22 protein-coding genes are annotated in these 21,497 nt (G+C 35.0%); 9 read left to right on the forward strand and 13 right to left on the reverse strand.

Going from position 1 to position 21,497, the window contains the following annotated elements; translation table 11 throughout:
• The first annotated feature begins 194 nt into the window (after nucleotides 1–194).
• Genes KM149_RS10660 through KM149_RS10670 form a run of 3 tightly spaced genes read left to right on the forward strand, consistent with a single transcriptional unit; the run spans nucleotide 195 to nucleotide 2,591 of the window.
• Nucleotides 195–431 carry a FeoA family protein gene (locus tag KM149_RS10660; RefSeq protein ID WP_050331688.1) on the forward strand — a complete coding sequence of 79 codons (237 nt, stop codon included), beginning with the start codon at nucleotides 195–197 and terminating at the stop codon, nucleotides 429–431.
• Nucleotides 424–2,418 (forward strand): ferrous iron transport protein B, encoded by a 1,995-nt coding sequence (gene feoB / locus KM149_RS10665; RefSeq protein WP_215021675.1) that lies wholly within the window; start codon nucleotides 424–426, stop codon nucleotides 2,416–2,418. Before KM149_RS10660 ends, feoB begins: the two co-directional genes overlap by 8 nt.
• Before the next feature lie 14 nt (nucleotides 2,419–2,432).
• Nucleotides 2,433–2,591 carry a FeoB-associated Cys-rich membrane protein gene (locus KM149_RS10670; RefSeq protein ID WP_050331690.1) on the forward strand — a complete coding sequence of 53 codons (159 nt, stop codon included), beginning with the start codon at nucleotides 2,433–2,435 and terminating at the stop codon, nucleotides 2,589–2,591.
• Nucleotides 2,592–2,763: 172 nt separating this feature from the next.
• Here the strand turns inward: KM149_RS10670 and KM149_RS10675 are convergent, their stop codons facing one another.
• Entirely contained in the window at nucleotides 2,764–4,509 is a 1,746-nt protein-coding gene (locus KM149_RS10675; protein WP_165545113.1) for an ABC transporter ATP-binding protein, read from the reverse strand.
• A gap of 283 nt (nucleotides 4,510–4,792) precedes the next feature.
• Here KM149_RS10675 and pbp4 point away from each other — a divergent pair, with 283 nt between their 5' ends.
• Nucleotides 4,793–6,070, forward strand: coding sequence for a penicillin-binding protein PBP4 (gene pbp4 / locus KM149_RS10680; protein WP_050332003.1), 1,278 nt, complete (start codon nucleotides 4,793–4,795; stop codon nucleotides 6,068–6,070).
• 106 nt (nucleotides 6,071–6,176) lie between these two features.
• On the opposite strand, the gene tagD is transcribed toward pbp4, so the two are convergent.
• The 3 genes from tagD to KM149_RS10695 form a co-directional block, all read right to left on the reverse strand.
• Nucleotides 6,177–6,575: a glycerol-3-phosphate cytidylyltransferase gene (gene tagD / locus KM149_RS10685; protein ID WP_050331692.1), complete on the reverse strand. Its 399-nt coding sequence runs from the start codon at nucleotides 6,573–6,575 to the stop codon at nucleotides 6,177–6,179.
• Nucleotides 6,576–6,670: 95 nt separating this feature from the next.
• Complete coding sequence (gene tarB / locus KM149_RS10690) at nucleotides 6,671–7,762, reverse strand: teichoic acid glycerol-phosphate primase TarB (protein ID WP_214971582.1); 1,092 nt, start codon at nucleotides 7,760–7,762, stop codon at nucleotides 6,671–6,673.
• 79 nt (nucleotides 7,763–7,841) lie between these two features.
• Entirely contained in the window at nucleotides 7,842–8,645 is an 804-nt protein-coding gene (locus tag KM149_RS10695) for an ABC transporter permease (RefSeq protein ID WP_050331694.1), read from the reverse strand.
• Between the two features lie 279 nt (nucleotides 8,646–8,924).
• Between KM149_RS10695 and tagH the strand changes: the two genes are divergently transcribed.
• On the forward strand, nucleotides 8,925–9,719 hold the full coding sequence (tagH, locus tag KM149_RS10700) for a teichoic acids export ABC transporter ATP-binding subunit TagH (RefSeq protein ID WP_050346032.1): 795 nt from the start codon (nucleotides 8,925–8,927) through the stop codon (nucleotides 9,717–9,719).
• Nucleotides 9,720–10,028: 309 nt separating this feature from the next.
• Here the strand turns inward: tagH and tarA are convergent, their stop codons facing one another.
• Complete coding sequence (gene tarA, locus KM149_RS10705) at nucleotides 10,029–10,847, reverse strand: N-acetylglucosaminyldiphosphoundecaprenol N-acetyl-beta-D-mannosaminyltransferase TarA (RefSeq protein ID WP_425353679.1); 819 nt, start codon at nucleotides 10,845–10,847, stop codon at nucleotides 10,029–10,031.
• Nucleotides 10,848–11,168: 321 nt separating this feature from the next.
• Here tarA and KM149_RS10710 point away from each other — a divergent pair, with 321 nt between their 5' ends.
• Complete coding sequence (locus KM149_RS10710; RefSeq protein ID WP_050331696.1) at nucleotides 11,169–11,921, forward strand: M50 family metallopeptidase; 753 nt, start codon at nucleotides 11,169–11,171, stop codon at nucleotides 11,919–11,921.
• A 229-nt stretch (nucleotides 11,922–12,150) separates the two neighbouring features.
• Here the strand turns inward: KM149_RS10710 and KM149_RS10715 are convergent, their stop codons facing one another.
• A complete protein-coding gene (locus KM149_RS10715) occupies nucleotides 12,151–12,801 on the reverse strand; it encodes a metal-dependent transcriptional regulator (protein WP_165545117.1) in 651 nt (216 codons plus the stop codon).
• Between the two features lie 119 nt (nucleotides 12,802–12,920).
• Between KM149_RS10715 and KM149_RS10720 the strand changes: the two genes are divergently transcribed.
• Genes KM149_RS10720 through mntC form a run of 3 tightly spaced genes read left to right on the forward strand, consistent with a single transcriptional unit; the run spans nucleotide 12,921 to nucleotide 15,440 of the window.
• On the forward strand, nucleotides 12,921–13,700 hold the full coding sequence (locus tag KM149_RS10720) for a metal ABC transporter ATP-binding protein (protein WP_050331698.1): 780 nt from the start codon (nucleotides 12,921–12,923) through the stop codon (nucleotides 13,698–13,700).
• Complete coding sequence (locus tag KM149_RS10725; RefSeq protein WP_050331699.1) at nucleotides 13,675–14,514, forward strand: metal ABC transporter permease; 840 nt, start codon at nucleotides 13,675–13,677, stop codon at nucleotides 14,512–14,514. The genes KM149_RS10720 and KM149_RS10725 overlap by 26 nt, the downstream gene beginning before the upstream one ends.
• A complete protein-coding gene (mntC, locus tag KM149_RS10730; protein WP_214971578.1) occupies nucleotides 14,511–15,440 on the forward strand; it encodes a manganese ABC transporter substrate-binding lipoprotein MntC in 930 nt (309 codons plus the stop codon). Before KM149_RS10725 ends, mntC begins: the two co-directional genes overlap by 4 nt.
• A 218-nt stretch (nucleotides 15,441–15,658) precedes the next feature.
• Here the strand turns inward: mntC and KM149_RS10735 are convergent, their stop codons facing one another.
• The 7 genes from KM149_RS10735 to KM149_RS10765 are packed head-to-tail and all read right to left on the reverse strand — an operon-like array spanning nucleotide 15,659 to nucleotide 21,482.
• Nucleotides 15,659–16,099, reverse strand: coding sequence for a Na+/H+ antiporter subunit G (locus KM149_RS10735; protein WP_050331701.1), 441 nt, complete (start codon nucleotides 16,097–16,099; stop codon nucleotides 15,659–15,661).
• Nucleotides 16,083–16,376, reverse strand: coding sequence for a monovalent cation/H+ antiporter complex subunit F (locus KM149_RS10740; protein ID WP_165545118.1), 294 nt, complete (start codon nucleotides 16,374–16,376; stop codon nucleotides 16,083–16,085). The genes KM149_RS10735 and KM149_RS10740 overlap by 17 nt, the downstream gene beginning before the upstream one ends.
• Nucleotides 16,373–16,855 carry a Na+/H+ antiporter subunit E gene (locus KM149_RS10745; RefSeq protein ID WP_165545119.1) on the reverse strand — a complete coding sequence of 161 codons (483 nt, stop codon included), beginning with the start codon at nucleotides 16,853–16,855 and terminating at the stop codon, nucleotides 16,373–16,375. The genes KM149_RS10740 and KM149_RS10745 overlap by 4 nt, the downstream gene beginning before the upstream one ends.
• Nucleotides 16,856–18,355 carry a Na+/H+ antiporter subunit D gene (locus tag KM149_RS10750; RefSeq protein WP_060830328.1) on the reverse strand — a complete coding sequence of 500 codons (1,500 nt, stop codon included), beginning with the start codon at nucleotides 18,353–18,355 and terminating at the stop codon, nucleotides 16,856–16,858.
• A complete protein-coding gene (gene mnhC2, locus KM149_RS10755; RefSeq protein WP_016424374.1) occupies nucleotides 18,345–18,692 on the reverse strand; it encodes a Na+/H+ antiporter Mnh2 subunit C in 348 nt (115 codons plus the stop codon). The genes KM149_RS10750 and mnhC2 overlap by 11 nt, the downstream gene beginning before the upstream one ends.
• Entirely contained in the window at nucleotides 18,689–19,114 is a 426-nt protein-coding gene (mnhB2, locus tag KM149_RS10760) for a Na+/H+ antiporter Mnh2 subunit B (protein WP_050331704.1), read from the reverse strand. The genes mnhC2 and mnhB2 overlap by 4 nt, the downstream gene beginning before the upstream one ends.
• Entirely contained in the window at nucleotides 19,101–21,482 is a 2,382-nt protein-coding gene (locus tag KM149_RS10765; protein WP_241415390.1) for a DUF4040 family protein, read from the reverse strand. Before KM149_RS10765 ends, mnhB2 begins: the two co-directional genes overlap by 14 nt.
• Nucleotides 21,483–21,497 lie beyond the last annotated feature (15 nt).

Raw genomic sequence — 21,497 nt, forward strand, 5'->3', positions numbered from 1 at the left:
GAGTAAAACTTGACTATTTCACGTCACTTAGACTCTAAAGTCCGGCTAAATGTCGTTCCAGCCCAAACAAAATTTTTGATTAAATTCAATAATTTTACATATTCTTTCTAAAATCACTATTGCTTACAAATATAATTCAAGGTATTCTATAATTAAATGAAAATGATTATCATTAACGATAAGTAGGTGGGAATATGTTACATGTTGCAAATGCTGAGGTTGGAAGAAACTATCGTGTCAAAGCTTTAGAAACGCAAAACATTAATTTGAAGCATCGTTTACGCGCACTTGGATGTGTGGAGGGTTGTTGTTTATCTATTCATCAAAAAGGTTTATTTAAAGGGCCTTGTACTTTAAAAATTAATGGCCAACAAATTTGTATACGAAATTGTGATGCTTGTGACATCCTATTGGAGCAAGCCTATGAGTAATGCATATTGTATTTTAGGAAACCCTAATGTCGGGAAAACATCATTGTTTAATGCACTTACCGGCTCTTATGCTTATGTTGGCAATTGGAGTGGTGTCACCGTTGAAAAAAAGGTCGGTCAATTAAAAAAGAAAAATGGTCATTTAATTGATTTACCCGGCATTTACGATTTAGTTCCTATTTCACGTGACGAAACTGTTGTAACTGACTTTTTATTACATGAATCATTCGATGGCATGATTAATATTATAGATGCCGCACAAGTCAAACGTAATTTTAATTTAACAATACAATTGTTAGAATTCGGCGCACCGATTCTCATAGGTTTAAACATGATAGATGTTGCTAATAAGCGTGGCATTCGGATTGACTATCAGAAACTCATGAGGAAATTACACGTCCCTGTCATTCCTGTCATTGCAAGAACTGGAAAGGGTAGCGATGATATGCTTAACGCCCTGACAGATCATCATATTTCAAAGCAACGTCCTTTAAAAATCAACTATGGTGAAGCGATTGAAAACTTGCTTCAACAATTACAACATGCAATGCCTTCTCAATTGAAATTAGAAAAGGCACAATATCGATTTTTAGCGATTCAATATTTACTCAAAAATCCATCTGTTTTAACGTACTTAGATTCTCAAACGTGCGACGCATTAAATAACATTAAAAATGCATTTATGTCTACACATACAATAGACATTGAACATCATATTGTTCAGTGTAGACAATCCTACATTGACGCTATATTGGCTGACATTGTTCAATATCCAGATACGCAACGACACTATGTTACAGAACGCATAGATGCGTTACTGACACATAAAATTTTAGGGATTCCTATCTTTCTTGGTATCATGTGGCTGATTTTTCAAACCACATTTACATGGATAGGCACACCCTTATCAGATCAACTAGATGAGTTTTTCGGTGGTCCTTTAACTGACTCTGCACGAGATGCTATGACACATCTCGGTATATATCCAGCACTTCAAGATTTAGTCACAGACGGAATTATCGCTGGTGTCGGAGGTGTGCTTGTCTTTGTTCCTCAGATTCTTGTCTTGTTTTTCTTCATATCTTTGTTAGAAGATTCTGGCTATATGGCACGAATTGCAGTCATAATGGATCGAATTATGGAAAAATTTGGACTAAACGGAAAGTCTTTTATCCCTATGATTATCGGGTTTGGTTGTAATGTACCTGGAATTATGGCCGCAAGAAGTATCGAAGAAGAAAAGGAACGTTTAACAACAATTCTGATTGCCCCTTTTATGTCTTGTTCGGCAAGGCTTCCTGTATATGGATTGTTTGTCGCTATATTTTTCGCGCAACATCAAGCACTCGTTGTTTTAAGTCTTTATGTGCTTGGTATCATCGTAGCTCTATTTGTCAGCTGGGGCCTTTCAAAAACAATTTTGAAAAAAGACACCTCTATTTTTGTAGTCGAATTACCTCCATATCGCTTGCCATCTATTAAAACTTTATGGAGAAGCACTTGGGAAAAAGGAAAAGGATTTGTTAAAAAAGCAGGAACATTTATTTTTGCTGGTTCTGTTATCATTTGGTTGCTCAATTATTCTGGACCATCAGGGTTTCATATACCGGTAGAACAAAGCTTCTTGCATTTAATCGGGGCTGCTATTGCACCTCTTATCGCCCCTTTAGGTTTTAGTTCATGGCAAACGGCTGCTACATTAATACCAGGATTTTTAGCCAAGGAAGTCGTAGTCAGTGCTATGGCGATTATTTATTCAGTAGATGAAAACGCCCTTGTTTCAATGATTTCATCACATTTTACAGCTTTATCCGCTTATTCATTTATGGTTTTTATTTTGCTATATACACCTTGTCTAGCTACTGTCGCGGCGATTCGTAAAGAAACAACATCATGGAAATGGACCTTACTCGCACTCGTTTACCCAATTACAATTGCTTATGTCTTGTCACTCGCAGTTTATCAAATCGGTTCAGTTTTCTTTTAAGGGGGAAATCATTAATGGCATTACTTTTAAACTTACTACTCATTGCACTTATTTTTTGTTACGTTGTCTTAGTAACGATACGATATATTAAAAAATCTAAGCAAGGACAATGTAGCGCTTGTGAGGTCAACAAATCTTGTTCTACTAAACAGTTACCAAAACATTTGCAGTAATACAAAAAGGAGAATTTCATTCGCTGAAATTCTCCTTTATTGATCTAACAATTGATGAGGTGAAACGTTGAAACGAAACAACATACCACCCAACAACATCTCGCCACGAAGCACGTCAATTGCAACAAGGGTATGCCATAAAAACGCTTGATGGATAAAACCCTCCACAAAATTACGCATCACGCTTTGTTGTTTTATAATCAGTTAAATTTTGTGTTTCTACAAATTGTTGATATTTTTTATGGGTCTGCATTAGTACTTCATGTCGGCCTTTACCTGTAACACGTCCTTGATCTAAAAAGATGATTTGTCCTGCTTTTTTAATTGTAGATAGACGGTGTGCAATGACAATCGTAGTGCGATTTTCCATTAATACATCTAATGCTTCCTGAATCTTACGCTCACTTTCACTGTCTAAATTCGCCGTTGCTTCATCCAGTAATAAAATATCTGGATTTTTTACAAAACTACGTGCAATGTCAATACGTTGACGTTGACCTCCTGATAATTTCAAACCACGTTCACCCACAATAGTATCGTATCCTTGCTCAAATTCCATAATAAAGTCATGACAATGTGCAAGTCGTGCATAATGGATAAGCTCTTCATCAGAAACTTCGCGATCAATACCATATAAAATATTGTCTTTAATCGTTCCATTCATCATCGCATTACTTTGCATAACGTAACCTATTTTTCTTCTCCAATCCGTTAGGGAAAGATCGTAAATAGATCGATTATGATATGTAATATCGCCACCGTTAACATCATACATACGCTCAATCAAACTAAAGATTGTACTTTTCCCTGAACCTGATGGTCCAACGAACGCTGTCACTTCACCTCGAACGACATTAAATGAGACGTCTTTTAAAACAGGCGCAACATCGTAGCTAAAATCAACGTGTTCAAATGATAAATCTCCTGATTCAATTAGATGTGTCTCACTCGGATCATCAATGACTTCCATTGGCTCTTGTAGTATTTCATAAATTCGACTACTTGCCCCTACTGCTTTTTTATAATCCGTGATAAGTGTGGATAAATTGATAAGTGGCACTGATAAATTTAATACATAAAATATCATGGCTACAAGTGTCCCAGCAGAAATGGCACCAGAAGCAATACGCAAGCCACCAAAACCTAAAATAATCCCAATTGTTAATAACATTATAATGCCAGAAACAGGTTGAACAATTGCTGCTATCTTGGCTTGTTTCAATCCTAATCCGTAAATTTTAAGTAAATTATCATGTGCAAGATTTAATTCTCGCTTTTCTGTGTTTGCTACTTTCACTAAGCGCATTTCAGTTAAAACACGTCCCAATAACCCACTAAAATTGGCAATCTCGGTTTGCGTATTCGTTGAGATTTTTTGCATAATCTTACCGAGTGGTATCATAATCAATACAAATATAGGTATTGTTATAAATGTTAATAACGTCATTTGCCAATCTAAAACAAACAATAAAATTAAAGAACCAATCAACGTAATAATGGATGGGAAAAAGTTAGGCAATTTTTGCGATATAAAATCATTAATCACTTTCGTATCATCAGTTAAACGACTCATCAATTGGCCACTTTCATTTTTGTCAAAAAATGGCATTTTTAAATGAATAATATGCTGCCACAACACTGAACGGATAGCGTAAATGATTTTTTCACCAATTTTATTCAACAAATAATATCCGATACCACTTAATAATGCGTTTAAGATAAACACGACGAGCAATATAACAATGAAAATAGGATTAATTGATGCAACTGTGAATTTATCTACCATCTTCCCAGTAAAGAGTGGAACGAGCAGGCCGCTAAGGCTTCCTAATGAAGCGATAATCACAGCGATAATAATGAGACCCACCGGCCATGAAATCTTTTTCAATAAATATAGGAGTGGGTTATCTTTTCTCATAGTGACATACCTCATTTATTCGTAATTTTCTTCGCAATAAGTAATCCGTGAGTCTTCCTTCTTTGTGCGTGCAGTCTACCTCATTAAATTTTAGTCATTTTTACCTACCATGATTAAAATCGGTATTTTTTGTTAAACCACAATGTCTATGACTCGTAACTAAAACAAGGGCACCTTTGCAAAAAATCAGCCAAAGTACCGATTTATTAACAACAAGCTTTATGATAAAATGACGTTTGTTGTTTATCTATTTATAGTTTTAGATTGAGGAGTCTGTATGCAAATGAAAAAATTAATACTATCTATCGTGGTTGTATTCTTCGCTACCACAATTATAACACCTTTCGCGCGTGCATATACACCTTCACCTGTTGAACTTGCACAACAAAGTGGTTATCCGGTGACTTTGCCGTTCCAACCTGAAGGTGTCATCAATATCAGTCAAACTGGCCAAATTTTATACGACTATAATAGTCAAAAAGAATGGTATCCAGCCTCAATGACAAAACTTATGACAATGTATTTAACACTTCAAGCGGTAAAAGAGAAAAAATTATCATTAAATGACACAGTTAAAATCACACCTGAGCATTATAGAATGTCAACACTACCGGAATTAAGTAATACAAAGCTTTATCCGGGTGAGACTTATACAATAGCAGAGTTACTTCAAATTACTGTTTCTGCTTCAAGTAATGCGGCTGCACTTATTTTGGCTAATCAAGTTTCTGACAATACATCTGATTTTGTAGATAAAATGAACCAGACTGCAAAATCTTTAGGTATGAATCACACGCATTACGTGAATCCAACTGGTGCAGAAAATCGACTATTATTAGAATTTGTTCCTAAAAGATACCAAAATGAGTCTTCCTCTACTTCAACAGCCCATGATTACGCCATTTTAGCGCAACATACCGTTCAAGATACACCTAAAATTTTACATTTCACTAAGCAAATTGCGCCTACTCAACACGGCGTAACCTATTATACTTTTAATGATTTACTAGAAGGTGGCAATATGAGCTTAGAAGGCACGGATGGGTTAAAAACAGGTTCCAGTGATATTGCAGATTATAATAATTCCTTAACAACAAAACGTGGGAAATTTCGTATATTTCACATCATTATGGGGGCTGGCGATTACAAACATCTCGGTGGCGAAAAACAACGGAATATGATGAGCGCGAGTGCGATTAATTATAGTTTTGCATTATATGACTATAAAAAAGTCCTCTCTAAAGGAAAGCATAAAATCGATGGTAAAACATATTACGTCACAAAAGATTTATATGACGTCGTTCCTAAAAACCTAAAAAAACCTTATCATTTTATAATTGATGACAACCAAGTACATCTTGATTATGATCGTAAATTCATCACAAAACATGATGGCCCCCCTAAAGTAGAGGTAGAAAATCCATTTATTTATGAATCTAAATCTGTCGTCATTTCAAGTTGGCAAACACATCCATGGATGACAATCCTCGCTTTCGGTGTTATTGTCGTCTTTCTATCTATCGTATTTTACAGTCTTATGAGCCGATTCCGTCGTAAATAAAATAAACTCGTTGTTTTACACGGAGTCTCAAGCAACCTATGCGACAATCAAAAAAGCTTAGAAATTTTGGTAACTTCAAAATTTCTAAGCCTTTTTTAATTTATGACTATTTTGCATCTTTACCATACAACTCTTTCTTAATTTGAGTTGTAGAAATGCCTTCTGTACGTTTTAAATAAATCACTTCACATTTGTCTTTTAAGAAATCAAATTCGCCTTCCCAGTCATGACCCATTACGAAAGTATCAATTTCATATTTTTCTACGTCAGTTTCTTTTTGACCCCAATCATTTTCAGGAATCACAAGATCTACATAACGAATCGATTCTAACATCATTTTACGTTGTTCAAAATTGTAATATGACTTTTTATTTTTGATTCGATTGAATTCATCACTTGAGAGCGCAACAACTAAATAATCTCCCATTTCACGGGCACGTCGTAGTAATTCAATATGTCCATAGTGTAAAAGATCGTATGTTCCATATGTAATGACACGTTTCATCTTTACATCTCCTTAATAATCTATTAATATATTTACATTTTGTTAAAATTATAGCATAAACAATTCTTAATTCCTAAAATATATGAATATAGATTTTAAATCCTCACGAGTTTTTCTACATAATTGACCACCTGATTGAGACTCTCTCTTGTATTAAATTGGTGCCACTTTTCAAATAGTGGTTTTAAGTTTCCTTTTCTAATACGTGCATATAAGTCATGCTCATTATAAACTTTGTAATCTTGTGGAATGGCTTGATAATATTCATTGAGCCCTCTGACCTCATCATATTCAGCCTCATCATAGACATAAAAGAGTGCAGGCGTATCGATGATACTCGCTTCTATAGCAAGTGAGCTATAATCTGTAATAATTAAATCTGCCATAACGATCAGATCAAGTGTACATACTTTCGTATTGTTCACTGCAGCGGGAACCGTGGGATGATACTTACTTAATAAAGTATATCCCGGTACTGTCGTTTCAAAAGTCACTTTATCGATAGTACGATTGTTTTGACCTTGCTCTCTATAAGTTGGTAAATAGACAGCAACTTTATTTTCGATGCCGAGTTCCTGTTTTAACTTTTGCTTATGTGCTTCTATATCTAATTGTCGATATGTGGTCAAACGCGGACTCCCAAAACCAATCAACTGCTCGTATTCCGCTTCAAAAGCTTTTTCAAAACAGTGTGACATTTGTTGGCCACCTACGAGATATTTATCTGTCGCTTGATAAACAGCACGATACTGTTCGACTAATTTGTGATTGTTTAAATCTACTGAGCGATCTTCTAAACCAAACTTTTTAAGCGCACCTGCCGCATGCCAAGTTTGAATAACTGTCTGTCCACTCTTTTTATTTAATCCTGCCATTAATAAATAATACGTATCAATAAAGATAATCTTAGCGGTTGCTAGCGCTGACAACTGTTTCAAAATGGAAGAAAATTTAAGTGGGTGATAAGTAATATTTTGTCGATTCTCTAAAAAACTGAAATCCTTTTTTTTCGCAAAAACAGTAACGCGAAAACCATTTTCACTTAATTGATAGATAATGGGTAATTCATCTTCTTTAAAAGTCATTAAAAAAGCAATATGGTTAGCATCCACACGTAAATGACTGTATAAACGACTTAAAAATTTAATAATATAAATATAAAACATTTTAATATAATATCGCATCATTGTTCTTCACCGCCTTAAAATGTTGTCGAATGAACAAAAAGCCCTCAACACAAACCACTGTATTGAAGGCTTGTTCTCATTACATAAAATCTGCAAAGTGATCTCTGTAGCGCATATGTAACATCGAACCAACGATAAATATTACAACTGTAACCAATACATTATATAACGCAAGATGCCAATGCTCTATGAAATACCATTGATGATACAGTATCGCAGCACGGTAGCTCTCTGCTATAAAAAAGATTGGATTAAACTTTAAAATCTTCTCTGCTAATGACCCTGTTGCAGGGTGCCATAATATAGGCGATGCATAGAAAAGAACCCTTAATAATGCTTGCATTGCCATTTGTGTATCTCTAACAAGCACACCTAACGTTGACGTTAATAATGTTACAGATATCGTGAAGAAATATGCAAACGGAATATATAAAAATAACTGAATGATATAAATTGTTGGCGTAATACCTGATAAAATACACAATATTATAATAGCGAATACAAGCGCCAAGTGACCATAAAGTTTACTTGTGACGATATAAGTTGGAATAATCGATAGTGGAAAGTTCATCTTCGCAACCTGCCCGTATTTCATCGTAATCGATTTTGTGCCTTCTAAAATACCTTGGTTAATGAAGAACCACATACTAATACCGACTAATAGCCAATATATGAACGGTATCCCTTCTATTGGGTGGTTGCTACGAATTCCAAATCCAAAGACAAACCAATAAACCAAAATTTGTATTACCGGATTAATAATCTCCCAAGCTAATCCAAGATAATTATTATGATTTGAAATTTTAAGTTGGAATTGTGCTAACCGTTGAATGAGGTAGAAACTTTTTAAATGCTCCTTTAATACGATTCTAACTGAATTCATAATTTACCACGCTTTCACATATTGGATAATTCACTCAATGCCAAAACAAGGTCGCTATATAATGAATATATTGACCTAGAGTGTCTCATCACCTATTCTTTAATTGAAATTGTTCAACTATTTGAGTAAAATGGATACATTGTATCCCTAATACTTTACAATAGCTTCACAAATTTAACAACCACTTAGTAATATATTATAATCTATAGACAACAAATGATGAAAGCAAAAAACGAGATTCTCATAAATATTATCAATTAATGTAAGGAATGTTCTCAGATGAATCCAACTGTCAATATTAATCAAGTGACAAAAGAATATCGTATTTATCGTAATAATAAAGAGCGTATCAAAGATGCTCTATGGCCAAAACATAAAAATAAAACATTTTATGCTTTAAAAGACATTTCGTTTCAGGCTTATGCTGGTGATGTAATCGGTCTCGTCGGTATTAATGGCTCAGGTAAATCAACACTCAGCAATATGATCGGTGGCTCGCTCACGCCGACTAACGGTCATATTGATAAAAAAGGTGATGTGAGTGTCATCGCAATTAACGCAGGCCTAAATGGTAACTTAACCGGCATGGAAAATATCGAATTTAAAATGCTATGCATGGGATTCGATAAACATCAAATTAAAGCATTAACACCTGAAATTGTAGAGTTTAGTGAGCTTGGTGAGTTTATATACCAACCCGTGAAAAAATATTCAAGTGGGATGCGCTCAAAACTCGGCTTTTCAATCAGTGTAACAATTAACCCTGAAATACTCGTCATTGACGAAGCCCTTTCTGTGGGTGACCAAACGTTTACTCAAAAAAGCTTGAAAAAAATCTATGAATTTAAAGAAGCAGAAAAAACGATTTTCTTTGTAAGTCATAACTTGCGCCAAGTGAAAGAATTTTGTACTAAAATTGCTTGGATTGAAGCAGGCCAACTTAAAGAATTTGGTTCAGTTGATGATGTACTTCCTCAGTATGAAGCTTTCCTTAAAGACTTTAAGAAAAAGTCCATTGCTGATCAAAAAGCTTTTAGAAACAGCTTAGATGAAAAACGTTTTGTTGTGAAATAAACGAATCATCAATCACATAATTGCATATTTGCACAATACCCAAAAATAATACCTTTCATTCAATAAATCTTAGTATTTCAATCAATTTTTCAAAATAAAGCGCGAGTAATTCCAGTCGTCTCTTCAATTACGGCCTGAATCGCTCGCGCTTTTTATGATTGATATTACGTTATTATTATGATGATAACGCTCTTTTTGCCGTGCTACAGCTTTATAATGGTAGCCGATACATTCGAATTACCGTCGTACTACTTGCCCCATTTTTAAATAATTAAAGGTAGCGCGTCAATTCATCGCCCTACCTTTAAATTATTTTGATTGATTGAAATACTTCTGTTTATAAACTCCTACAACAAATTTAGGAATTCTCTCTAATCTACGGATACGTTTCATATCTGTCAAACAACGATACGCCCATTCTAAATTAAGTGCGCGCCATACATAAGGTGCTCTTTTGACATCCCCACTAAAAACATCAATAGCACCGCCAATCCCCATCATTAATGTATGGTCAAAATGATGTCGGTTGTGCTGTATCCATTGTTCTTGTTTGGGATACCCCATGCCAACAAAAACAAAATCCGGATTAAACTGACGCACTTGCTCGATAACTTCTTGATCTGTGATGTCAATAAAGCCATGGTGGGTTTGAATTTCAATATTTGGGAATTGCTGTTGGATACGTCTTGCTGCTTTTTCAACGACAGGCGAAGTAGCGCCAAGTAAGAAGACCTTTTTGCCCTCTAAATCAGCGATATTTAAACATGTCTCCATGACTTCGATGCCTGGCACACGTTCCTGTAAAGGTTGACCTAAAATGCGCGCCGCTTTAACAATACCTGTCCCATCAGGCACTGTATAATCTGCATGTGCAATGATCTTATGATATTTTGGATTTTCAGATGCATAATGTACAATTTCTGGGTTGGCCGTTACGATAAACAAATTATGTTTCGTTTCACTATGCATATATTTTAAAATGTTTTGATGCATATCTAATAAAGTGACATTATCGAACATGACGCCCATGACTTGAACTTGTGCCTTCTTATCTTTTAGCAAATATGTTTGTGGTATTGTCGAAATATCAGCGTGTGTAAAAGCCCCTTCATGCTCTCCACTAGGCATTACTTTTGCCATAGTTTCACCTTCATTCTCTCTATCATTTCAGTTTGTTTTTACTTTTAGTTTACAATATGTTTATGTTACTTTAACACATTTTACACCAAAATCAAGCTAAAAGATATCTTTTCATGCTAAAGTATGAGGCTGCTTTTCTCCTATTTTAAAAAGAGCGCAACGTCCTCATTTCATCGGCTATTTGAAAATGAATACTTACCCTCTGGTGTATTCGTATAGTTAAACCTTCAACTTTAAGACTTTAGTCCATAGTCCCTTTTTCATTCAGCCGTTATAATCATTATATTGGCTCTGAAAGGATGGACATATATGCACGGATATTCTTGGTTGACTTCACCGATTCCGATTTCAGGTGTATTACTTTGCACCCTAACTGCAATTTACTTAATCAGTCGCTATTATCATCATCGCCCTTTATTTTCTATACTAGATATTGCGATGAATTATATTCCCGTTTTGACTCATGAATGGGGGCATATCTTATTTAACAAATTATCTGGTGGTCACGTGATTGATTTTGTAGTTGTCGCAACCAGACGTGAGCGTAATGCGACAGGGCAACAAGGATACGCTGTCACACAAAGTCATAACCGAACAGGACAAATCTTTACAACGCTAGGTGGATATTTAACACCCCCGATGATGTTATGTTTAGGTCTTTATCTTCAAAGTAAAGGCCAAGGTGCGTTATTATTGATGCTATACATTTTAATTTTTATTTATTTCACATGGAAGACCTCTCGAAAATTAGTTCCGATTTTGATTATCTTATTCTTAACACTTATCGGCTATTTTGGAATTCAATCTGAAAACTTAACAAATTATTCCTTCATATATATGTTCGTTTATCATTTTATTTTAGGAACTTTATTAGGAGAAGTCATATTATCAACGGTAACGATTTTGCAACTTACGTTTTCACGTTCACAAGCCCAATGGGATGGAACTGCACTAAAAGCGTTGACACATCTTCCGACATTTTTATTTTCAATGTTTTGGATTGCAGTCAATCTTCTAACACTTTATTATACATGGACATATAGCTTTCATATCTTTTCTTAGCTAAGCATGATAAAGGATTTAGGACATAGTTTTTTGATAATCATGACTCCATAGACGCGCTTGCTTAGGGGCTGAAGTTTCAACTCAATTTGGCTTAATTGAATGCGAAGTTTTATCATAAAAAGAAGCGCTGAGACGATTTTCTATTAAAATCATCTCAGCGCTATTTATTTTGGGATTAATGTCCCAGCCTCTTGTTAAGTTATATTAAAATGATTAATCACTATTTTTATTGTACTTTTTCAACGAAGATCACATCTGCGTTATGATAGCTTAATGTGACTTTTTCGTCTTTATTTTGCAATCCTAATAATTGATTGATTTCATCTTTTTCTACTATTGTAACGGTATCACCGATAGACAATGCTTTGCTCGATAAAAATACGAGTAATTCCGATCGATCACGGACACGTCGAATCGTCACTGTATCCCCTGCATCAAACTGCAATAACGGGGTTTTATAAATTTCTTCATATTGATTGTTTCGTGGAATCACACCACCGTGCGGACATGTTTCCGGATAATTTAATAGTTCGTCCAAACGTTCTACAAATAGTTCAGATACACGGTGCTCGAGCACCTCTGCTTCACTATGAACTTCTTCCCACGTATAATTTAAAATCTTTATTAAAAATAATTCTATTAAACGATGTCGCTTAATTACATCTAATGTATAAGTCAGTCCTAGTTCTGATAACTTTACGCCTTTATAAGGTTTCGTTATGACATAGCCCTCTTTTTCCAAGCGTCCTACCATTTCGCTCACAGATGGAGGTTTAATATTCAAAAATCCTGATAACGTTTTATTTGACACATAACTATGAACGCCATCATGACTTAAAATTGCTTTAAGATAGTCTTCTTTTTCCTCAGTTAACATATGCTCACCTCTTTTACATATACAATTTATTGTATCATGAATTCTATTGATATTGACAATTTTCTATTTATAATATACTTTATTAGGGTAACCTAAAACAGAAGAAAGGTGGTGTTAATATGTTATCCATAAAAAACCTAAACCTATTTTTAGGTCAAAAACATGTTTTGAAAAACATCACATTAGATTTACCATTGAATGGTGAAATGATTGGAATTATGGGCCCTAATGGGAGTGGTAAGTCCTCTTTAATCAAATCTATTATTGGCGAATTACCTGCTGAAGGCACGATTTTACTTAACCAAAAACCGACACAACAACATTTAACAGATATTACATATATACCACAAAAATCTGTACTTGATCTTGACTTCCCAATCAATGTACAGGATTTAGTTTTATCTGGCTGCTATCAAGAAATCGGATGGTTTAAACGTGTACCAAAATCCATTCGCGATAAAAGAGACACGTTATTAAAAGAGTTAGAGCTTTTTGATTTACGCAAACGACAATTGCATGCGCTTAGTGGCGGACAACTCCAGCGTGTGTTCATCGCTCGCGCCCTAATGTCAGATAGCGTGGTTTATTTGCTTGATGAGCCATTTGTAGGTATCGACTTCAAAAGTGAACACATCATTTACAACAAACTTAAAGCATTAAAACAGCAAGGTAAACTCATTTTAATTGTACATCATGACCTCACAACAGCTTCTGAATATTTTGATCGTATTTTACTCTTAAACCAATCTGTCGCATTTTTAGGTGAAAGTTCCGAAGCCTTAAAAACAGAAAACATAGAGTCTGTCTTTTTAAGTCGTCACCATTCAACAAAATTACAAGACCAAAATCCCCATGGAAAGGAGTCATCACAAGATGTCATTCATTCAACATCTCTTTGAATATCAATTTTTGTCACGGGCTATGATTACAGCCATCTTAGTCGGCATTGTATGTGGTGTTGTCGGATGTCTGATTGTTCTTAGAGGGCTTTCACTTATGGGGGACGCAATGAGTCATGCCGTCTTACCTGGTGTTGCTTTATCATTTCTTTTCAATATTCCTATGTTTATCGGCGCATTGATTACAGGTATGCTCAGTAGTACAATTATTGGTTATATTTCGGACAAATCAAAAACTAAAAAGGATGCAGCAATCGGTATTACATTTACCGCCTTTCTCGCTTTAGGTATTATTTTAATTAGCTTAATTCATTCAGCAACAGACTTATATCACATTCTTTTTGGTAATATTTTAGCCATTACTCAGTCCGCATTTTATACTGCATTGGTTGTTAGTATCATTGTATTGAGTTTGATTATCATTCTTTTTCGACCTTTAAAAATGTCTACATTTGATCCAGTGTTCAGTCGAATGAGTGGACTCAATACTACATTTATGCATTATTTTGTTATGTTACTTTTAGCGCTCGTTATCGTCGCAAGTGTTCAAACTGTAGGTGTCATCCTTGTTGTTGCCCTGCTCATTACGCCTGCTTCAACGGCTTATCTCATAACAAAAAGATTATCTACAATGATGCTCGTTTCTAGTTTGTTTAGCGTCATCAGCTCTACAATCGGCATCTATGTTAGCTTTATATTGAATTTACCAAGTGGTGCGGTTATCGTCCTCATCGCTGCAATATTGTATGCACTTGTTTTTGCACTGACTAAATTTAACAACATCTCACATAAAGGAGCGTATCAAAAATCATGAGTAAACGAATTCTTACACTTTTATCGATTTTATCGATTGTTTTTCTTTTAACAGCATGTAACTCTTCTGATCAAGGACATAAAGATCACAAACTTAAGATTGTAACAACAAACTCAATCTTATATGATATGGCAAAAAATATTACAGGCGATGAAGCAGAAATTCACAGCATCGTTCCTGTTGGTCAAGACCCTCATGAATATGAAATTAAGCCTAAAGACGTTAAAGCATTAACTGACGCAGATATTATTATTTATAATGGTTTCAACTTAGAAAGTGGGAATGGTTGGTTTGAAAAAGCATTAAAACAAGCTAACAAATCATTAGACGATTCTTCAGTTGTTCAAGCTTCTAAACATGTTGATCCTATCTACTTGAAAAAAGGTGAAAAATCAGAACACAACATTGACCCTCACGCATGGTTAAGTTTAGATAATGGGATCCAATATGTTAAAAACATCAAAGATGCATTAGAAAAAGCAGATTCATCACATAAATCTACTTTTGAAAAAAATGGTAAATCTTACTTAGACAAATTAGAAAAACTAAACAATAAAAGTAAAGACGAATTTAGTGATATTCCAAAAGAAAAACGCGTTATGATTACAAGTGAAGGTGCATTCAAATACTTCGCAAAACAATATGATGTAACGCCAGGTTATATTTGGGAAATCAACACTGAAAACCAAGGTACACCAGAGCAAATGAAACAAGCAATTGACTTCGTTAAACAAAATCACATCAAAAACCTTCTTCTTGAAACAAGTGTAAGTGACAAGAGCATGAAGAGCTTAAGCGAAGAAACAGGTGCGAAAATTTACGGCACAGTTTATACAGACTCTATTGGTAAAAAAGGTAGCAACGGAGATTCATACTATAAAATGATGAAATCTAATATCGAAACAATCCATAAAAGCATGAAATAAAACTCCCATTGATATATCAATAGAAATATTCATCATATAATAAAAAGCGTGACCAATACATTACCATTGGTTCACGCTTTTTTATTATTTTAAATAATGAAGTTCGCTTGATAAACTTCTCAAAATCCTAAAATTCGTATTAAGAAGTAAGTGAGCTATGGGCACTATTAAAAACTTATTTAGAAATTATAAATATGATTCAATCTCATTTTTTAAAATTAGTCTTTATCTAAGCGAGAGTATATTCTTTTGCGTCGTTTCGCTCTTTTTTCTATTCGAATTCGACGCTTCGTCTCTTCGTCTACATCTTCTTTATTAAGGTCTGTATTTTCATGATTTTCATGTTTTTGATACATATAAGCACCTGTTCGATAAGCGGCACGCGAGATTAAATGACCGCCAACGGGTGAAGTAATATTAATAAAGACCAATGCTAAAATCGTACGGACACTGACATAACCTTGCGCAAAGATAAAATAAATAAATACACCCACCAGTGTCAATAAAACTGCTGCCGTAGAAGCTTTTGTCGCTGCATGAATTCTTAAAAAGACATCTTTAAATCGAACTAAACCAATTGCACTTACAAGCGCAATAATACTTCCTGCAAATACAAGGAGAGCTGCTAACAATTGGATGATTTCATTTGTCATCGCCATGAAATACATTCCCCCCTTCAATAAAGCGAGAAATCGTAACAGAACTTAAAAAGGAAATAATGGCAATCAACAGTACAGAATCTAAAAATGAAAATGTTTCGAATAAGAGACTCAAAACCCCTACTGTTGACATTAAAATGGCACTCATTGCGTCAAATGCGACGACACGGTCTGCTGTTGTAGGTCCTTCAATCAAACGAAACAATACGACAACTAATGACACAGCAAAGATAACTAATGCACCCGACAAGAAGAATTGTGTTAATTCAGTTATCATTTCGTCACCTCCACAATGAGTTCTTCGTATTTTTTAATACTTTTCAATAAATTTTTCTTTTCTTTTTCAGTTGTATCAATAGCGTGAATTAAAAAGATGTTAGGATCACGATTCACACGAATAACAGTCGATCCTGGTGTTATAATCACTAAAATTGTTAGAAACGTAATTTCCCAATCCGTATCGAGCTGCGTTTCATAAGTTACTAAACCAGGATCCATTTTATTCGCTTTAAATAACACATAATTGATTATTGAGAATGTTGCAGTCAATAGTTGATAGAGATACGTAAATAAAAATTTAATCGATACCCAAATCTTTTTAGGATAAAATTCTTGATTAAAAAATTTATGAAGTAAATAAATAATAATAATACCTATTAAATAGCCAATCACAAATGTTGGAAAACGAAAAGCATCTTCATCTTGGAATAACACCCATAAGATAGCTATCATCATATTCAAAGCAATTTGTCTCATTTAACTGCCACCTCGCAGTCCAGGATTAACCATTTTTTCAAATTTTTGTACATTCATGGATAAATCCGTTGCTTGTGCTGTGACTTGGTAGATCACTGGTGCGCAAAGACCTATCGCTAATGTAACTGCAGTCATAAATAAAACGATAGCCTTTCTATTTGACTTGATAGGCTTAAATTGAATTTCTGCACCTTTATCACGATTTCCTGCATACATATAAAAGAAGACTCGGAACAAACTATACATCCCTATCAAACTTGTGATAATCATCAATACTAAGCCTACATAATGCTGATGCTCAACTGCACCGAGAAAAATAAGTAATTTCCCAGGAAATCCACTGAATGGCGGCACTCCTCCAATGGCTAATGTCACAACAATAAAAGCCACACCAAGCCACGGTTCTTTTTGGGCTAATCCTGTTAAGAAACGATATTGGCGGTAACCCGTTGTGTAAACCATAATGCCTATAATGAAAAACAGTAACGCTTTTACAACGATATCGTTCACTAAATAAAAAATTGCGCCATTGATTCCATTAAATGTATGCGTACCTAAACCAAAAATGATATATCCGATAGATAATACAACTTGGTAAGCGGCAATCTTTTTAATATCTCGATACGCAATCGTTCCAATGGCTCCAATTACCATTGTAAGACCCGCCATAACAATTAAAAGTGGTTCGACAATTTCACCACTTTTATTGAAAATTAAAGTAAAGAACCGAATCAAAGCATATGCGCCAACTTTTGTCATTAATGAGGCAAAAAGGGCTGCAAGTTCTGTATTGAGTACGGCATATGCCTTTGGAAGCCACATAAATAAAACAAGTGCTGCTTTTGATCCGAAAGCAACAATAAATGACATCGCCACTAAGTGAATCGCTGTCGGATCATCCATTTCATGAATTCTTATCGCGATATGCGTGTAATTTAAGGTACCAATTTGACGATACAGAAGGCCAATCCCTATTAAGAAAAACCATGAGCCTATCACATTGAGGACGACATATATAATACTCGCGCGCAATTGCTCTACAGATTGTCCTAATGTCACTAACACAAATGAAGCAAGTAGCATAATTTCGAACATGACATATAAGTTAAACAAATCTGCAGTCAAAAAGGATCCCACGACACCGGTTGTTAAAAATAAGACAAAGGATAATAAATAATACCGACTTGCACGCTTTTCACCACGTCCAAAACCAAAAGCGACAATCATAAACACGACTAAAAATGTTGTGGTAACGAGTATTAAACTCAACGCGTCGCCGACATATTGAATACCAAACGGTGCTTCCCAATTACCAAAATTCAAAACAATCGGCTTATGGTTGTACACGTCGATCAACATCACGAGCGAGACGACGAATGATATCAATAATACAAAAAGAGCAATAAAGCGTGATAACCGCACTTGCTTGTTCAAAATGACTAAAAGAAGTGCACCCAGAAGTGGTAGGAGTATGGGTACGGCTAAAATATTATCGTTCATCCTCTTCACCTCCTGTTAATACATCGATTTCATCTTCTTTAGTCACTTTAAAAGTACGGTAAACTAAGACAAGCAAAAATGCAGTGATTGCAAATCCAATTACAATCGCAGTTAAAACGATCGCTTGTAACAATGGATCAACAAAGTTTTGATGACCACTCACAATCAATGGCTCGGTTTTTTGTGCGGTATATTCACCCATACTCATAATAATAAGGTTGCCTGCATGCGTGTAAATTGCGATACCAATAACGATACGAATTAAATTTTTAGATAGCACCATATAAGTAGCAATAAAAACTAAAAATCCGATTACAATCAATAAAATAATATTCATGATCTCCCTCCACTCAGGGAAAGTATTGTCGTTACGACCACGCCGACAACAACTAGGGCGATTCCCGCTTCAAATAATGTAATTGTCGACAGATGTACTTCACCAAAATAAGGGAAAGTCACATTCCAATCCTCTTGATAAAGGATGTTCTTACCGAAAAACACAGGCACAATTGCAGTTGCGAGTGATAAAAGCGCACCAACAATCATGAGCTTTCTAAAATCAATAGGTAAAGCTTCTAGTACCTTTTTTACATCAAATGCTAAAAACATTAAGATAAACGCTGAACTTAACACTAGGCCGGCAATAAATCCGCCTCCAGGATTATTATGTCCTGCAAAGAAGAGATAAAAGCCAAATGTTAAGATGATAAATACAACCACTCTTGTAACGGTTTTGAGTACTAAATCATTCTCTTTCATCTTGACCTCTCCGATCTTTATAGTTAAGTAATGTATAAATACCGAGTCCTGCAATAATTAAAACTAAACCTTCTGCCAGTGTATCTAATGCCCTGAAATCACCTAAAATGGCATTAACGATATTTTTACCACCTGATTTTTCATAAGCATCATGATAAAAAACAGAAATCGTTTCTATTGCGCTCGCTTGTTGAATAATAAAAACAATACCGATTACTGTAATTGCAGTAAGTAAAGAAACTAAGATTTTAACGGTTTCTTTTTTCATATTGAACTTACCGCGTGGAATATTCGGTAATCTTGAAAAGCTTACGATAAATAATACTGTCGTAATCGTTTCAGTAACAAGTTGTGTTAGCGCTAAATCTGGTGCACGCATTAAAATAAAGAACAACGCAACAACATAACCAATGCCCCCTGTAAGAATAACCATCGTTAAACGTTGTCTAATAAATATGAGCGCAAATCCAATGAGAACTACCGTTACTAAAAGGAGTATATGAAAGATATGGTACTCAGTGACTTCGATACGTGAAAGTTCTGGAACCCCTGTACTTATCAAACCATAGAGATGAATTACAAAATAAATAATCAACGTAATAATAATGTAAGAATTCAAACGATTATTCATCAAACTACGTAGTCCGTATCCACAATAAAATTCCATTGACCGGTATGAATCATTACACATACGTGATACTGACATTTGATTTTCTTTTAAAGACAGATAGCGTTGTAAATCTACGAATAGTACCACAATAATCCCCACAACGATAATCGTTAAACTCATAAGTAAAGGTATATTAAACCCATGCCATGCTGATAAGTGGGGAACTGTGGACGCAAAAGATGTTGAACGGACTGAACTTAAAAATGCAGGTTGAATAAGATAAGTCCCTACCCACTGTGGAACAATAAATACAATCGGTAATAAGAGCGCCATTATCATCGCGGGTGTAATGAATAAACGTGGTTCATGTATCGCTTTGTTCAACTGAAATGAGCCAAAAAATGTCGTTTTTATCATATTGATTGAATAAATAAAGGTAAAGATACTAGCAATAAAACCTACAAGCGCAATTGCAATCATCATAGATTGGTTGAAAGCAGACAGATAATTCGATCGAATTAACCCTTCAAAAAACATTTCTTTACTTATAAAGCCGTTTAATAACGGGACGCCTGCCATAGAAAGTGCAGCCATTGACATGACAACCATGGTAATCGGCAAGTAACGTTTTAAACCACCTAATTGTCGGATATCACGTGTACCTGTTTCATGGTCGATTAAACCCACGCCCATAAATAATGTTCCTTTAAATAATGCATGATTGAAAAGATGAAAAAGCGCTGCGCATAATAAGTAAGTATAGATTTCAATCATCCCACTCTGCGTCGCTTTAGCAATACCGCCACCTAATCCAACCATCGTCATGATCATACCTAATTGACTAATTGTTGAATAAGCAAGTATCCCTTTTAAGTCAAATTGTCTAATCGCAGTAAACGAGCCGTATATCATAGTGATGAGCCCAATAGCCGTCACAAGATAAGTATAAGTATCACTCAAACCTAAAATGGGTGTAAATCTTAAAAGTAAAAATATACCTGCCTTTACCATTGTCGCTGAGTGTAGATAGGCACTCACAGGTGTAGGCGCAGCCATCGCCTTTGGTAACCAGAAATGAAAAGGCCACTGTGCTGACTTAGTAAAAGCACCGAGTAACAATAACAATACAATGGGGATAAATAAAGGATGTTGTGCAATCGTATGTCTTTGATGTATTAATTCACTAATTGAGAACGTTCCTGCCACGTGATATAACATGACAAACGCGACTAACATGGCTAAGCCACCTAAAACCGTAATCATAAATGAAGTGATTGCACCGTTTTGACTCTCACTTTTATCGTACCAATAACTAATTAGTAGGAACGATGACACACTTGTTAACTCCCAAAAAACGTATAACAAGATCGTGTTATCAGAAAGTACAATTCCTAACATACTAAACATAAATAAAACTAAATATGTGAAAAATCGGGGTAAATGATCATGTTCATAGGATAAGTATTGTGTTGCATAAAAGAATACAGCGACACCAATGATGGAAATAAGTAAGGCAAAAAACATACTCAATCCATCCAAGCGGAGTACGAGGTTAATATCTAAAGCAGGTAACCACCGAATCTTTTCAATGATCAGTTGGTTGTCTAATACCTTAGGAATGTTTATCAAAAAGATTATTGATGCAACAAGGGGTGCAAATAATGCGACAAAGCCGGGTAAACGCTTTGTATTACACTTCATCATTACGACAAGTATGATCATTATTGCTATTAAAAATATAAGCAATCCACTTAACATCTTCACGCCTCCCTT

Origin of the sequence: Staphylococcus coagulans, from assembly GCF_022557135.1 — a bacterium.
In the GTDB taxonomy this organism is placed as follows: Bacteria; Bacillota; Bacilli; order Staphylococcales; family Staphylococcaceae; genus Staphylococcus; species Staphylococcus coagulans.